The organism is Streptomyces sp. NPDC031670 (assembly GCF_055580545.1).
In genome coordinates this window covers 191,908-206,236 of the sequence record NZ_JBVILC010000012.1, presented here as the reverse complement: position 1 = coordinate 206,236, position 14,329 = coordinate 191,908, and the positions used below count along the sequence as shown (strand labels likewise).

Below are 14,329 nucleotides of genomic sequence, written 5' to 3'. Positions count from 1 at the left end.
CGGCGTCCGACGGCGAACGACATCGCCCCGTCGGTGCGGATCGTGTAAGGATGCGGTGAATTCCCCATGGCCCGTCAATTTCCCGTGTGGGGGGCCGGAAGGGAAATTCTGAGGGGTGTTCCCGGGTGGTTGGCGGGGGAATTCCGTAAGGGGTCCGAACGGACGGGCGAGGGCTGAGTGATTTCCCGCCCGATCGACCGGAACTCCCCGTACGAGTGACCAAGTTCGAGGCAAACGCGACCCAAGATCCTGTGACAGAAGTGTGACCGGCGGGGGACGTGGTGCGGACAGCGGCAGGGCAGGGGGCCCCGCTTCCGCCTCCGTCCCGGTGCGCCTACGGTGGTGGGCATGGCACCCCTACCGACTCCCTCCGGACATCCCGACGACGCTCCCGAGGCCTATGTGGGCCTGGCCGGCGAGGCCGCCGAGCGGCTGGCACGCGCGCGTGGCTGGACCACCGTCAGGTCGCTCCCGCCCGGCTCGATCATCACGATGGAGTACCTGGAGGGGCGGCTGAACTTCGAGGTGGCGGACGGCACGGTGATCCGCTGCTGGCGCGGCTGAGCGGCTCCTCCCGCGGACGGCGAAGGCCCCGGCGCTCCTTGACGGAGTGCCGGGGCCTTCGCCGTGCGGGTGGGTGGTGCGTACCGTCCCCGCCGCGCGCCGCGCGCCGTCAGCCGCCCAGCGGGCGGGCCGGGGCCGGGCGCGGGGCACGCTCGACGTGCTGCGGGCGCCTGCCGGCCGCCGGCGGCACCGGCGGACGCTCGGGGCGGGGGCCGTTGTGCGGCGGCCGGGCCGGGCCGCGGGCGCCGACGGGGCGGGCGCCGCTGGCCGCGCCCACCGGCTCGCGTACCGGGGCCTCGGGCTCGCTCGCGGTGCGCTGGGCGAACACGCCGGGCAGCGCGCCGGCCGGAACGGGCAGTACGGGCGCGGCCGTTCCCCGTGCGCGCCACTTGGCCCGCAGGGCGAAGACCAGGGCCTCGGCGCGCGCGATCACCGGCTCGCACCAGGGCAGGGCCAGCAGGATGAGCAGCCCGGCGGCCCAGCCGAGGAGCACATCGCTGACCCAGTGCGTACCGAGGTAGACGGTGGTGGCGCCGACGCCCAGGGCGACCACGGCGGAGATGACCGACAGCCAGCGCCGGGCCCTCGGGGTGGTGGCCAGATAGGCGAGGATGCCCCAGGTCACGACCGCGTTGGCGGTGTGGCCGGAAGGAAATATATCGCCGCCCGCGAACAGTTCGGCGGAGCCGATCTGCGTCGCGTAGTGCGGGCCCAGCCGGCCCAGGCCCAGCTTGACCGCGCCGACCGTGATGTTCAGCAGGAGCAGCGAGGCGCCGAGGGCGAGCAGCGGGCGCAGGGTGTGCTGCCGCCAGGATCTCCAGCCCAGCCATGCCGCGACCATCACCGCCGTGGGGCCGCGCTGGCCCAGGACCACGAAGTAGTCCAGGAAGGCGTGCATCTGCGGCCACTGCTCGTACGGCCGGAACAGCATGACCTTCCAGTCCAGCTCGACGAGCCAGGACGAGGCGAGCACGGCGACGACGATGGCGAGGTAGAACGCCATCGTCGCGCTGAAGAGGATCACGCGGTGACGGCTCATCCGCGGGATCGCTATCTTCGGCGGCTCGGGCTCCCGGTCCAGACGGGCGAAGATTCGGTCGGTACGCACTCAATCGACGTTACAGCGAGTGAGTGAGGGCCCAGGCCGATCCGGCGGGTTTGTGATGACGATGTGATGTGGAGTATGTCTCACGTCACCGTTTATTCCCGGGTCCCCGAAATGGGTGGGTGACCTTGGAATCTATTCCGCTGCGGGCCGCTCCGGAAACGCGCCGGGATTTTCTCCGGGGGATTTTCCGGGAAGCAGGACGGAATTCATCGTTCGTCCATCACCCCTGACACCGGGTGCCAGGATGCACCGACACGGCGTGCCAAGATCATTAATGGCGCCCGCTCCGATCACCTCACTCCACACGCTGTGGCGCACGACACAGGGCGTGCCCAAAGGGGTGAGAGGTGTACCACGTGCCGATGGCTGGAACTCGCGTACGCTGACGAATCACTCGCTCGTCGATGCCGGACCCGTCCGAGACCGCACCGGTCCAGGATCCGCCGAGAGCGAGGACGACGGGCCACCGCGAGGACGGCGCGTCCCGGGACCCCCGCGGGGCCGCCGTACAGGAGGTACACACATGGCAGGAACGACGACGGACGCCGCACGCGCGCGTGCGAACGCCGGCGCCGCCAACCGCTGGGTCGTCCTCGTCGTCCTCTGTGTGAGTCTGCTGCTCGTCGCGCTGGACGCGACCGTGCTGCACGTCGCCGTCCCCTCGGTCACCGAGGACCTGCGCCCCAGCGCCACCGCGCTGCTGTGGATCGTCGACGCCTACCCGCTGGTCTGCGCCGCCCTCCTCATCCTCTTCGGCACCCTCGGCGACCGCGTGGGCCGCCGCCGGGTGCTGCTCCTCGGCTACGGCATCTTCGGCCTGGCGTCCGCCGTGGCCGCCTTCTCCGGGTCCGCGGGCGTCCTGATCGCGGCCCGCGCGCTGCTCGGCGTCGGCGGCGCGATGATCATGCCCGCCACGCTCTCCATCCTCCGGGCGGTCTTCCCCGACCGTCGTGAACGCGCCACCGCCATCGGTGTGTGGACCGCGACCGCCGCGATAGGTGCCGCCGCCGGACCGGTGCTCGGCGGCTTCCTCGTCCAGCACTACTGGTGGGGCTCCGTCTTCCTGATCAACATCCCGCTGATGGCGCTGATCCTGCCGCTGGGCCGCAGACTGCTGCCCGAGTCCAGGGGCGGCGCCGACGGGCCGTGGGACGTGCTCGGCGCGCTGACGGCCGCCGCCGGTGTGATCACCGTGGTCCTCGGCGTCAAGCGGATGGGCGCGGGCCACGGCCCACTCGATCCCCTCACCCTGGGACCGCTGTGCGCGGGCACCGCCCTGATCATCCTGTTCGTGCGGCGCCAGCGGCGGCGTACGCATCCGCTGGTCGACATGCGCATGTTCGCCCGGCGCACCTTCTCCACCTCGGTGGGGTGCATCGTCCTCGCCATGCTGGCGCTGGTCGGCCTTGAGCTCATAGCCGTGCAGTACCTCCAGCTCGTCCTGGGGCTCAGCCCGCTGGAGACCGGGCTGCGGCTGCTGCCGCTCACCTTCGCCGCGATGACCGCCGGGGCCACCGGTTCGTACACCCTGCGCCGGTTCGGTCCGCGCCGGATGGTCGTGTGCGGCTTCCTGCTGACCGCCGCCGCCGTACTGCTGCTCGTCCTGATGGGCCGCCACGACCGGCCGCTGCTGCTCACCGGCGCCTTCGTCGTCCTCGGCTTCGGCCTCCAGACGACGCTCTTCGGGGCGTACGAGTCGATGCTCAGCGAGGCGCCCGCCGACTGCGCGGGCGGGGCCGCCGCGATCGGCGAGACCTCCTACCAGCTCGGCGCGGGCATGGGCATCGCCCTCCTCGGCAGCGTGATGAACGCGGCCTACGCCCCCGGGCTCGCCTCCGTCCCCGGCGTCCCGCGCGAGGCGTCGGCCGACGCGGCCAACTCGCTGGGCGAGGCCTACGACATAGCCGACCGCCTCGGCGGACCCGCGGGAGCCGCCCTGCGGGGCGCGGCCCAGCACTCCTTCGTCCACGGCCTGCATGTGACGCTGCTGGTCAGCGCGGGTCTGCTGGTCCTGGGCGCGCTGGCCGCGCTGCGGCTGCCCCGGGTGATGGAGTGCGGGGCGCAGCACGCCCCCTCCGCTCCCGGGCTGCCCGAGCAGCGCGCCGAACCCGCTCTGCGTGTCCCCGCGACGGCGGGCGCCGAAGGGGCGGGCGCGGGGCCGGGCGGTTCCTGAGGCAGGGCGCCCGCACGCACGGGCGGGTCCGGACGCACGGGCGGGTCTGGACGCGCGGCACACTGAGCCGTAACGTCAGCGGTCAGCAATAACTACCACCGCTAGTTTTAGCTGGGCCGCACAGGTTCCCAGGGACGCCGGAGGCATCCATATGTCCGCATCCGCCAAGCTGCCCCCCTTCGACCCGGCCGACCCCCTCGGGCTCGACGACCTGCTGAGCGACGAGGACCTCGCGATCCGCGACACCGTCCGCTCCTGGGCCGCCGACCGGGTCCTGCCGCACATCGCCGAGTGGTACGAGAGCGGCGAGCTCCCCGGCATCCGCGAACTCGCCCGGGAGCTCGGCTCGATCGGCGCCCTCGGCATGTCCCTGACCGGCTACGGCTGCGCGGGCGCCACCGCCGTCCAGTACGGCCTGGCCTGTCTGGAGCTGGAGGCCGCCGACTCCGGCATCCGCTCGCTCGTCTCCGTCCAGGGCTCGCTGGCGATGTACGCGATCTGGAAGTACGGCTCCGAGGAGCAGAAGCGGCGCTGGCTGCCCTCGATGGCGGCGGGCGAGACCATCGGCTGCTTCGGCCTCACCGAACCCGACCACGGCTCCGATCCCGCCGGGATGCGGACGTATGCCAAGCGGGACGGCACCGACTGGGTGCTCAGCGGCCGCAAGATGTGGATCACCAACGGCTCGGTCGCCGGGGTCGCCGTGGTCTGGGCCCAGACCGACGAGGGCATCAGGGGCTTCGCCGTCCCCACCGACGCCCCCGGCTTCTCGGCGCCGGAGATCAAACACAAGTGGTCGCTGCGGGCGTCGGTCACCAGCGAGCTGGTCATGGACGAGGTGCGGCTGCCCGCCGACGCGGTGCTGCCGGGGGTCACCGGCCTCAAGGGCCCGCTGAGCTGCCTCTCGCACGCGCGGTACGGAATCGTCTGGGGCGCGATGGGCGCGGCCCGCGCCTCCTTCGAGGCGGCGGTCGAGTACGCCAGGACCCGCGAGCAGTTCGGCAGGCCCATCGGCGGCTTCCAGCTCACCCAGGCCAAGCTCGCCGACATGGCGGTCGAGCTGCACAAGGGCGTTCTGCTAGCCCATCATCTGGGGCGGCGGATGGACGCGGGCAGGCTCCGTCCGGAGCAGGTCAGTTTCGGAAAGCTCAACAACGTCCGGGAGGCGATCGAGATCTGCCGCACCTCGCGCACGATCCTCGGCGCCAACGGGATCTCGCTGGAGTACCCCGTGATGCGGCACGCCACCAATCTGGAGTCGGTGCTCACCTACGAGGGCACCGTGGAGATGCACCAGCTGGTGCTGGGCAAGGCGCTCACCGGGCTCGACGCCTTCCGCTAGGCGCGGCGGTGGTCCGGTGAGCGCCCTGCTCAGCTCTGGTTGAAGAAGCCGCCGGTGGCGCGGCCCGCGGCCTCGCCGCTGACGATCTGGGTGTCGGCGGGGGTCAGCAGGAAGACCCGCGTCGCCACGCGCTCGATGGAGCCGCGGAGTCCGAAGGTGAGACCGGCCGCGAAGTCCACGACGCGTTTGGCGTCGCCGGGCTCCATGGCGGTGAGGTTCACGATGACGGGGACGCCCTCGCGGAAGAGCTCACCGATGCCGCGCGCGTCACGGAAGCCGTCGGGCGTGACCGTGGCGATCCGCCGGCCCTGCTCCTCGGCCGCCTCGGAGGCCACCCGCACCCGCGGGTCCGTCACCCAGGCTTCGCCGGACCCGGCTTCCTCGGTGTACTCGTCGTCGTAGTAGCGGTCGTCGTTGTCCTCGACAAGTCCCAGCCAGGCACTCGCCTTGCGCACCGATCCCATGGACGCCTCCTCTCACAGCGGACTTCTTCTTGCTTCTTCTCGCGTTCCGCATCCCTATGCTCGTCCATGATGCGGATACCGCGCCAAGTGGATAGTCGCCGCGCAGGGGATTCGTGACGGTACTGGTGCAGAAGATGTGGCGAATCGTCAGCTTTGTTCCGGTCCATGACGGCTAACGGATACAAAATATGAACTTCCGTCCAGACGGGTGAGACGGCAGACGTACGGGTGAACGGATCCGGCCGATACGATGCCTGCCGCACTGTTGAACGACACGTGGGGCGGGGTGTCCCACGGCACCCGGGGGAGCTTCGTGTTCGGAATCGTCAGGCCCTGCTCGCATCGGCTCACCGAGGGGCTGCGAACCGAGTGGATGGCCCATCTCTGCGGCCTCTGCCTGGCACTTCGCTCCGACCACGGCCAGTTCGCCCGGATCGTGACCAACTACGACGGGCTGATCGTCTCGGTTCTGACGGAGGCTCAGGTCGAGAGCCGCACCGGGCGCAGGCGCACCGCCGGGCCCTGCCCGCTGCGCGCGATGCGGACGGCCCCGGTGGCCAGGGGTGAAGGCGCCCGGCTCGCCGCGGCCGTCTCGCTGGTCCTCGCCTCGGCGAAGGTCCGTGACCACGTCGCCGACCGGGACGGCCTGTTGAAGCGCAGGCCCGTGGCGCTCGCGGCCCGCCGGATCGCCGCGAGCTGGGACCGCGCGGGCGCCCGCACCGGCGCCTCCCTCGGCTTCGACACGGCGGTCCTGGTCGACGCGGTCGACCGGCAGGGCGCGATCGAGGCGCTGGCGGGGCCGGGCACCTCCCTGCTCACCGTCACCGAGCCGACCGAGACGGCGACCGCCGCCGCCTTCGCGCACACCGCCGTACTCGCCGGCCGGCCGCACAACACCGAGCCGCTGGCCGAGGCCGGCCGCCTCTTCGGACGGCTCGCGCACCTCCTGGACGCCGTGGAGGACCAGGCCGCCGACGCCGCGTCGGGTGCCTGGAACCCGCTCACGGCGACCGGCACCGACCTGATCGAGGCCCGGCGGCTGGCCGACGACGCGGTGCACGGCATCCGGCTCGCCCTGCGCGAGGTCGACTTCGTCGACGGCAGGCTGGCGCACGTCCTGCTCGCCCATGAGCTGAAGCAGTCGGTCGACCGGTCCTTCGGCACGGCGGGCTGCGCCCACGGCGCAGCTTCCGGGCACCCGGAGGCCCACGGCTCCCACCAGCCCGGCCCCTACGGGTCGCCGCCGCCCGGCGGGCCGTACACGCCGGTGCCCGGCAACCCCTACGGCGCGCCTCCGCAGGGCGAGGGCCCCCGGCCGCCCGCGCCGCGCGGGTTCCTGGCGGGATGCGCGGTCTTCGCGGGCCTCTGCTGCACCTGCCAGATGTGCTGCGCCAAGGAGTACGAGGGCCCCTGGTCGCGCAGGAAGCATGAGGGCTTCTGCCGTGACTGCGACTGTGACTGCGGGGACTGCGGCTGCTGTAACTGCTGTGAAGGCTGCGAGTGCTGCGATGGGTGCGACTGCTGCGACTGCGGCTGCGACTGCTGACCTACCGTCACGGCAGGTGCACACACGGTCACTTGTGTTCGGAGGGTGAGCTTCCGGGACGCGGACGACGGCGGCGGGGTGAAGAGGGAGCCGAAGGCCTCCGTACGGAATACTCCGGCCCGGCACCGCGCTCGCACCGGGGCCTGCCCACCCCCGTACGAAAGGGTCGAACACCATGAGCTCGGACGCGGCACAGGAATGGGAGAACTGGCACGAAAGGCGTGTCGAGTCCGTCTCGGCGCCCCACGGCCCACTGGCCCTGACCGGTACCCACTGGCTCGCCGACGCGGTGGAGGGGCGAATTCCGGCCGTGCCCGGCGTCTGGCGTGAAGAAGACGACGCGCTGGTGCTCACGGCGAGCTCCGAGGACGGGATCGCCCTCGACGGACAGCCCTTCACCGGTGAGGCACGGCTGACCGCCGACCACACGCCGGTCGCCGCATCCCGGCTGGCTCAGGGCGCGCGGCGGCTGGTGGTACTGCGCCGCGAGGGGCTGTGGGCGGTACGGGTCTGGGACCCCGGGGCCGAGCGGCGCCGCGCCTTCGCGGGCATCGAGGCCTTCCCGTACGACCCGAGCTGGGCGGTGCCCGCCGTCTTCCGCCCGTACGGCGAGGCGCGGACCGTGCGGGTGGCGAACGCCGACGGTGTCGAGCGCGGGCTCGGCCTCGGCGGGGAGCTCGTCTTCACGCTCGACGGCCGGGAGCACACCCTTCAGGTGGCGGTCGAGGACGACGGCGCGCTCTGGGCGGTGTTCGCCGACGCGACCAGCGGGGACTCGACCTTCCGGTTCCGCTTCCTGCGCCCCGGCGCACCGGACGCGCACGGCCGGCTCACGGTGGACTTCAACCGCGCGCTGCTTCCGCCGTGCGCCTTCGCGGAACACTTCATCTGCCCCTTCCCGCCCCCCGGCAACACCCTCGCCCCGGCGGTCACCGCGGGCGAGCGGACCGTCCTCACCCGCTGATCCACAGCCTTCGAAACCCCAACCGCCCGGCCGAAAGGCGCCCTTGCGCGCCACGGCCGGGCGGCCGAATACTCCCTCCCAGCGCTTGTCAGGAGCACGGCTTGCGCTCACCAGTGCTGCCCCAGCTCCGGCTGCGCCTCACGGGGTCCCCCCACCCGACCCGGGCCCCTCGATTCCCCTCGGGAGGAACAGAAGTGAGGATCAAGCGCACCACCCCCACCCGCGGTCTCGCGAGACGCACCAAGGCAGTCGCCCTCTCCGCCGGGCTGCTCGCCGCCGGTGCCCTCGCGGTCCCCACCGCGAGCGCCACCCCGTCCCAGGTGTTCAGCGCCACCCAGCTCTCCGCCGCGAGCTCGGCCGTCCTCGGCGCCGATGTCGCGGGCACCGCCTGGAACATCGACCCCGCCACCCACACGGTCGTCGTGACCGCCGACTCCACCGTGAGCAAGGCCGACATAGCCAGGATCAAGAGGCAGGCCGGCGTCAACGCGTCCGCCATACGCGTCGAGCGGACCGCCGGCAAGTTCAGCAAACTGCTCTCCGGCGGCGACGCCATCTACGCGCCGAGCTGGCGCTGCTCCCTCGGCTTCAACGTCAAGAAGGGCAGCACCTACTACTTCCTGACGGCCGGTCACTGCACCGAGGGCTACCCCGACTACTACACCAGCTCGTCGCACACCACGAGCATCGGCCCGACGGTCGGCACCAGCTTCCCGGGCAACGACTACGGCCTCGTGCAATACAGCAACACCTCGCTGTCCCACCCGAGCGCCGTGGGCAGCCAGCACATCAGCAGCGCGGCCAACCCCACCGTCGGCCAGACGGTCACCCGGCGCGGCTCGACCACCGGCATCCACAGCGGCCGGGTCACCGCGCTCAACTCCACCGTGAACTACGGCAACGGCGACATCGTGTACGGCCTCATCAAGACCACGGTGTGCGCCGAACCCGGTGACTCCGGCGGCCCGCTCTACGCCGGCTCGACGGCTCTCGGCCTCACCTCCGGCGGCAGCGGCAACTGCTCCTCCGGCGGCACGACCTTCTTCCAGCCCGTGGTCGAGGCCATGAACGCCTATGGTGTCAGCCTCTTCTGACGGCTGAACGCCCGCGCTGCCCCGGCAGCGAAGAGCCCCCGTCCGGCCACCGGGCGGGGGCTCGTTCCCTGCGCCCGATGGCCGATGTCGGCTGGACGGGATGCGCCTTTTTGGGAGGATGTTCACGGCGGAGAGGGACCGGACCCACGGGGTGAGTCAGTGAAACGCATCGGAGTGACCGGCCACCGCGACATTCCCTCCGAGGCGCTGGGGGAGATCCGCGCGGGCCTGCGGAGCCTGCTGTGCGGTTACGACGGCTCCCTGGAGGTGCTCTCCAGCCTCGCGGTCGGCGCCGACCAGCTGTTCGCGGCCATCGCCCTGGAGTGCGGGGCCTCCCTGACCGTCGTCATTCCCAGCGGCGACTACGAGACGGGCTTCGCGGAGCCCGGCGAACTCGCCCGCTACCAGGGGCTGAAGGGGCAGGCCGCACAGGAGGTCCGGATGGACTTCCCGCACGCCACGGACGAGGCCTACTACGCGGCCGGCGCCTATATCGCGGACAACTGCGACCGGCTGGTCGCCGTCTGGGACGGCCGGCCCGCGCGCGGGCTCGGCGGCACGGGCGACATCGTCCAGTACGCCCGCAGCCTGGGGAAGTCGGTCACGGTGGTGTGGTGCGACGGGGTGCGGCGCCCCTGACGCCCCTCGCGGGACGGTCAACTGCGGAGCCGGGCCAGCCAGTCGGTGTGCTGGGGCGAGACGACCCGCTCGGTCTCGTAGACCGCCGCCGGCCAGTCGCGCTCGCTGACGGTGTTCTCCATGGCCACGTGCATGGCCTTGAGGTCCTGCTCCACCAGCGAGTGGGCCGAGATCAGCGGCTGGTGGCGGCGTATCTCGTTCCACGCCAGGCACGCCGCCGCCGTGGCCGAGAGCAGTCCGGCGGCCTTGACGCCCTCGGCCGCGCCGAACATGTGCAGCGTCGCGAAGAGCAACGCGAGAACGGTGAGCAGGGTGATGGCGGTGGTCCACAGCGCGGTGGCCCGCCGGGACGCCTCCTGCCGTCGCCGGTACCAGTTGCGCTGCTCGATGAGACGGTCCCTTACGTACGTCTCCTTGCGTACGGCGAACGCCTTCGCCCGTAACTCCCGCATGGGCGCGGTGATGAGCGGGGCGGCGGCCAGGTCCGACGCCCCCTCCTCGCGCGGATCGCGCCAGCCGACCCGGCGCAGTTCGCGCAGCCCTTCCTCCAGACGGAGGGTGAACAGACCTTCGGGATCGGCGGCGTGGGAATCGAAGGGGGTCCCGTGCACGGCATAGCGCCAGCACATGGATTTGATGAACTCGGCCGCCGAACGATTCAGTTGCCAATGCGATTTCGCGTGTCCGCGGGTGGCGCGGAAACTCACCACGAGCACCCCCGCGTACGCCAGTGCGCTGAGTGCGCTCGCCAGCTGGAAGTCACCACCGAGCGTCATCTTCCACGGCAGTACCGCCAGTGCCGCCCCCGCCACCAGCAGGCAGAGCTGCCAGCGGGTGTCGTTCACCGCGGCCCGCTGACGCCCTATGGCCAGGGAGTCCGCGTGGTGGAAGAGACCCGGCAGGTCGGCATTGCGGAAGACCATGCTTTGCAGAGGTCCGGGAATCGCCGTCACATCCACCCCTGTCTGCGGTTTTGTTCATCACTCTTTCGGTGGAACGCCTTGTTCCGTACACCTTCCGCCATACCGGGTCAGGCGTTCGGGGCAAGCGGTCGTGCTCAGTTGCCAACAGTGGCCAAGAGAGTAAAGTCGTGCCGCCGACACTGCAACGGTGCATGTCGTCGGTCCCCCTGTCCACATGCAGGAATTACCCACCAAGGACGGCCGTGAAGACCTCCGTGAATTCTCTCTCCTTCGCCCCTGCGAAGAAGAGCCGTGTGCCCCTGGCCGACATCGATGTCCGCGGCGCCGACGCCGCCCGGAAGATCGGCCGCGTGCTCCCCTCCTCCAACGGCCGCCCGGTTCAGGCGTCGACCTTCAACTCGGCGCTGTAGACAGTCGGAGAGCCCTAGACTGGCGGAATGACTGGACCCGTGGTCCCATTCCGCGAGATCGTGCTCAAGGTCCACAGCCGCTGCGATCTTGCGTGCGATCACTGCTATATCTACGAAGCACCTGATCAGAGTTGGCGTACCCGCCCCAAGGCAATCTCCGACGAGGCGATTTCCCGGACGGCCCGACGACTGGCCGAGCACGCCGGGAAACACGTACTGCCCTCCGTGTCAGTGATCCTGCACGGAGGGGAGCCGCTGCTGGCGGGACCGGCGCGGCTGCGAAAGGTCTGCGAGGAGCTGACCGCCGCCCTCGACGGCGTCGCGGAGCTCGATCTGCGCATCCACACCAACGGCCTCCAGCTCAGCCCCCGCTACCTCGACCTCTTCGACGAGTTCGGCGTACGCGTCGGCGTCTCCCTGGACGGAGACAGGTCCGCCAACGACCGCCACCGCCGCTTCGCCGACGGCCGCACCAGTCATCCCCTGGTCCTCAGAGCCCTCGAACTGCTCCGGAGCGAGCGCTACCGCCATCTCTTCCTCGGGCTGCTCTGCACCATCGACGTGGCCAACGACCCGGTCGCCGTCCATGACGCGCTGATCGCCCTGGACCCGCCGCGCATCGACTACCTGCTGCCGCACGCCACCTGGGCGGCGCCACCGGCCCGGCCCCGCGGCTCCCCGACCGAGTACGCCGAATGGCTCCTCGCGGTCTTCGACCGGTGGGAGGAACAGGGCAGGCCGGTTCCGGTCCGGCTGTTCGAGTCCGTACTGTCGACGTTGAACGGCGGTCCCAGCCTCACCGAGTCCCTGGGCCTGGCCCCCACCGACCTGGTCGTGGTGGAGACCGACGGCACCCTGGAGCAGGTCGACTCGCTCAAGAGCGCCTACGACGGCGCCGCCGCCACCGGCTTCGACGTCTTCCGCCACTCCCTCGACGAGGTCGCCGCCCACCCGGGCGTACGGGTGCGCCAGCTCGGCCTCGCCGGGGTGGGGCCCGAGTGCCGGCGGTGCCCGGTCGTCCGCTCCTGCGGCGGCGGGCTCTACACCCACCGCTACCGCCCGGCGAACGAGGCGGCGGGCCGGGACGCCTTCGACGGGCCCTCGGTCTACTGCGCGGACCTGGAGGCGCTGGTACGGGGCATCGAGGCCCGTACGGCGGCCCGGCTCGTCCCCGCGGCCCTGAGCGACCCCGTGGAGCTCGTCGCGGCCGAGCACGACCTCACCCGCACCCTGCTCGCCCGCCTCCACGCCGATCTGGCCGGGCGCGGTGGCGCCGAGTGGGCCGAGGCCTGGCGGCTGACCGCGCTCGTGGACGGGCCGGCCCTCGACGAGGTGCTCGCCCACCCCTACGCGCGCGGCTGGCTGCTCACCGCCCTGGAGGCGCTGCGCGAGGACCGCCCCGACGCTCTCGCCCACGCCCGCCGCCTGGCCGCCTACACCGCCGCTGCGGCCGTGCGCGGCAGGCTCGACCTCCCCGTCACCGTGGGGTACGAGGACGGTCGGCTGACGCTGCCCACCCTCGGGGAGCTGAGGGTCGCGGACCCGGGTGTGTCCGGCCACGCGGAGGTGGTCCCGGCGGAGAAGGGCTTTCGTGTCCGGGGGGTGCGGGGCGGGCGCTTCGAGCGGGAGGTGGAGTGCCCGCGCGAGCCGTGCGGCGACTGGCTGCCGGTGCGGGGGCTGGGCCGGGACGGGGCACCCGACACCGCGCTCGACGACCTCGATCCCTACCGCGACTGCTTCGGCACCGCGGTGCTGCCCCGGCTCGGACTGGCCGAGGCCGACGAGTGGAGCGGGCGCCTGGCCGCGGCCTGGGGGCTGCTTTCGGCCGCGGTGCCGGGCCACGCGGCGGACGCCGCCGCCGGACTGACCACGCTCACCCCGCTCGTGGGCGCCGGTGAGACGGTGGCCGGGCGGCACGGCTACGGGGCGCTGGGGGTGCCCGTGGGGCTCACGGGGGACGCGTTGGCGCTGGGGCTGCTGCGGGGCTTCCGCAGGGCGCGGTTCCGGGCGCTGCGCGATGTGACGGACCTGTACGCGCCGGACGAGGGCCCGCACCACCGGACCGGCCGGCAGCGGGAGCCCGTACCGGTTCCGGTCCTGCTGGCCGAAACATATGAGCGGGTGGCGGTCGCCGCGTACGACAGAAGCGCACGCACTCTGGCGGAGACCCGGCGCGCGCTGGAAGCTCTTCAGGAGGCGGCCGAACTCACCGTGAGCGGGAAGAGGCTGGTCGCCGATGTCCTGCTGGAGTGGGAAGAGGCAGCCCGTGGATGAGCGAGCCCGAGCAGTGCCGGAGAGCGCCTTACGCGACGACCTGGCCGCCATGGGGGTCGGGGAGGGGGACACCCTCCTCGTGCACGCCTCCATGAGCGGTCTGGGGCACGGCCCGGGAGCGGTGGGGAGAGCCCTGCGCGCGGCGGTCGGCGGGCCGCTCAAGGGCACGCTGGTGGTTCCGGCCTTCACGCCGGAGAACTCGCTCACCTCCACCTCCCATCTGCGGCGGGCCCGCGGCGTCCGGCACACGCCCGCGTACCGGGACTTCAAGCGCAGGATGGAGCCCTTCGACCCGGACCGGACACGCAGTCAGGGCATGGGCCGGCTGGCGGAGTGGGTGCGGACCTCGGACGGGGCGGTGCGCAGCACCCACCCCCAGACGTCCTTCGCGGCCTGGGGGTGCCGCGCCCTGGAGCTGATGGAGGGCCATGAACCCGACTGCCATCTGGGGGAGAGGTCGCCGCTGGCGGCTCTCTATCACGCGGACGCCCGGGTGCTCATGATCAATGTGGGATTCGGTGTCTGCAGCGCCTTTCATCTCGCGGAATACCGATATCGGCGGAATCCGCCCAAGAAGCTGTACAGCTGTGTGGTGCGGGACGAAAGCGGGCGGCGGGGATGGTTCCACTATCCCGACGTCGATCTCGACGACAGCGACTTCGAAGCCGTCGGGGCCGACCTTCCGGAAGAAATGCGCAGGGAGTGGCCGCTGGGACGACGGACCGCCCGGTTGTTCTCGATCAAGAGGGCGGTGGACCATGCGGTGGGCTGGATGGCCGAAAAGCGGCCTTGTTTGACCGAACGGTGAGGGGATGGAGCGCCGTGCGC

At 71.7% G+C, this 14,329-nt stretch carries 13 protein-coding genes; 10 read left to right on the top strand and 3 right to left on the bottom strand.

The window, feature by feature from the left end; translation table 11 throughout:
* The first annotated feature begins 348 nt into the window (after positions 1–348).
* Positions 349–564 (top strand): I78 family peptidase inhibitor, encoded by a 216-nt coding sequence (locus ACZ5ID_RS23090; protein WP_468900998.1) that lies wholly within the window; start codon positions 349–351, stop codon positions 562–564.
* Between the two features lie 109 nt (positions 565–673).
* On the opposite strand, the gene ACZ5ID_RS23085 is transcribed toward ACZ5ID_RS23090, so the two are convergent.
* Entirely contained in the window at positions 674–1,672 is a 999-nt protein-coding gene (locus tag ACZ5ID_RS23085; protein ID WP_468900996.1) for a phosphatase PAP2 family protein, read from the bottom strand.
* 523 nt (positions 1,673–2,195) lie between these two features.
* Here ACZ5ID_RS23085 and ACZ5ID_RS23080 point away from each other — a divergent pair.
* Complete coding sequence (locus ACZ5ID_RS23080; RefSeq protein WP_468900993.1) at positions 2,196–3,845, top strand: MFS transporter; 1,650 nt, start codon at positions 2,196–2,198, stop codon at positions 3,843–3,845.
* Between the two features lie 151 nt (positions 3,846–3,996).
* Positions 3,997–5,187 (top strand): acyl-CoA dehydrogenase family protein, encoded by a 1,191-nt coding sequence (locus ACZ5ID_RS23075; RefSeq protein WP_468900991.1) that lies wholly within the window; start codon positions 3,997–3,999, stop codon positions 5,185–5,187.
* Between the two features lie 29 nt (positions 5,188–5,216).
* Here the strand turns inward: ACZ5ID_RS23075 and ACZ5ID_RS23070 are convergent, their stop codons facing one another.
* Positions 5,217–5,651: a cell division protein SepF gene (locus tag ACZ5ID_RS23070; protein WP_468900988.1), complete on the bottom strand. Its 435-nt coding sequence runs from the start codon at positions 5,649–5,651 to the stop codon at positions 5,217–5,219.
* Between the two features lie 313 nt (positions 5,652–5,964).
* Here ACZ5ID_RS23070 and ACZ5ID_RS23065 point away from each other — a divergent pair, with 313 nt between their 5' ends.
* The 4 genes from ACZ5ID_RS23065 (at position 5,965) to ACZ5ID_RS23050 (ending at position 9,894) form a co-directional block, all read left to right on the top strand.
* Positions 5,965–7,197, top strand: coding sequence for a DUF5685 family protein (locus tag ACZ5ID_RS23065; RefSeq protein ID WP_468901100.1), 1,233 nt, complete (start codon positions 5,965–5,967; stop codon positions 7,195–7,197).
* 175 nt (positions 7,198–7,372) lie between these two features.
* A complete protein-coding gene (locus ACZ5ID_RS23060) occupies positions 7,373–8,161 on the top strand; it encodes a DUF1684 domain-containing protein (protein ID WP_468900985.1) in 789 nt (262 codons plus the stop codon).
* Between the two features lie 194 nt (positions 8,162–8,355).
* Complete coding sequence (locus tag ACZ5ID_RS23055; protein ID WP_468900982.1) at positions 8,356–9,255, top strand: S1 family peptidase; 900 nt, start codon at positions 8,356–8,358, stop codon at positions 9,253–9,255.
* A 159-nt stretch (positions 9,256–9,414) separates the two neighbouring features.
* A complete protein-coding gene (locus tag ACZ5ID_RS23050) occupies positions 9,415–9,894 on the top strand; it encodes a hypothetical protein (RefSeq protein ID WP_468900979.1) in 480 nt (159 codons plus the stop codon).
* A 17-nt stretch (positions 9,895–9,911) separates the two neighbouring features.
* Here the strand turns inward: ACZ5ID_RS23050 and ACZ5ID_RS23045 are convergent, their stop codons facing one another.
* Positions 9,912–10,817 carry a DUF4231 domain-containing protein gene (locus tag ACZ5ID_RS23045; protein WP_468900976.1) on the bottom strand — a complete coding sequence of 302 codons (906 nt, stop codon included), beginning with the start codon at positions 10,815–10,817 and terminating at the stop codon, positions 9,912–9,914.
* A gap of 242 nt (positions 10,818–11,059) precedes the next feature.
* On the opposite strand from ACZ5ID_RS23045, the gene fxsA reads away from it, so the two are divergent.
* Genes fxsA through ACZ5ID_RS23030 form a run of 3 tightly spaced genes read left to right on the top strand, consistent with a single transcriptional unit; the run spans position 11,060 to position 14,309 of the window.
* Positions 11,060–11,227: an FxSxx-COOH cyclophane-containing RiPP peptide gene (gene fxsA / locus ACZ5ID_RS23040; protein WP_468900973.1), complete on the top strand. Its 168-nt coding sequence runs from the start codon at positions 11,060–11,062 to the stop codon at positions 11,225–11,227.
* A gap of 27 nt (positions 11,228–11,254) precedes the next feature.
* Positions 11,255–13,501, top strand: a complete 2,247-nt coding sequence (gene fxsBH, locus ACZ5ID_RS23035; RefSeq protein WP_468900970.1) for a radical SAM/SPASM protein FxsBH, inactivated beta-hydroxylase extension form — start codon at positions 11,255–11,257, stop codon at positions 13,499–13,501.
* Complete coding sequence (locus ACZ5ID_RS23030; RefSeq protein WP_468900968.1) at positions 13,494–14,309, top strand: AAC(3) family N-acetyltransferase; 816 nt, start codon at positions 13,494–13,496, stop codon at positions 14,307–14,309. Before fxsBH ends, ACZ5ID_RS23030 begins: the two co-directional genes overlap by 8 nt.
* Positions 14,310–14,329 lie beyond the last annotated feature (20 nt).

What these genes read in the sequence shown, in the direction of transcription:
- ACZ5ID_RS23070 (WP_468900988.1), bottom strand. Translation starts at nt 5,651, where the DNA reads ATGGGATCGGTGCGCAAGGCGAGTGCCTGGCTGGGACTTGTCGAGGAC.
- ACZ5ID_RS23075 (WP_468900991.1), top strand. Translation starts at nt 3,997, where the DNA reads ATGTCCGCATCCGCCAAGCTGCCCCCCTTCGACCCGGCCGACCCCCTC.
- ACZ5ID_RS23060 (WP_468900985.1), top strand. Translation starts at nt 7,373, where the DNA reads ATGAGCTCGGACGCGGCACAGGAATGGGAGAACTGGCACGAAAGGCGT.
- ACZ5ID_RS23090 (WP_468900998.1), top strand. Translation starts at nt 349, where the DNA reads ATGGCACCCCTACCGACTCCCTCCGGACATCCCGACGACGCTCCCGAG.
- fxsBH (WP_468900970.1), top strand. Translation starts at nt 11,255, where the DNA reads ATGACTGGACCCGTGGTCCCATTCCGCGAGATCGTGCTCAAGGTCCAC.
- ACZ5ID_RS23080 (WP_468900993.1), top strand. Translation starts at nt 2,196, where the DNA reads ATGGCAGGAACGACGACGGACGCCGCACGCGCGCGTGCGAACGCCGGC.
- ACZ5ID_RS23045 (WP_468900976.1), bottom strand. Translation starts at nt 10,817, where the DNA reads ATGGTCTTCCGCAATGCCGACCTGCCGGGTCTCTTCCACCACGCGGAC.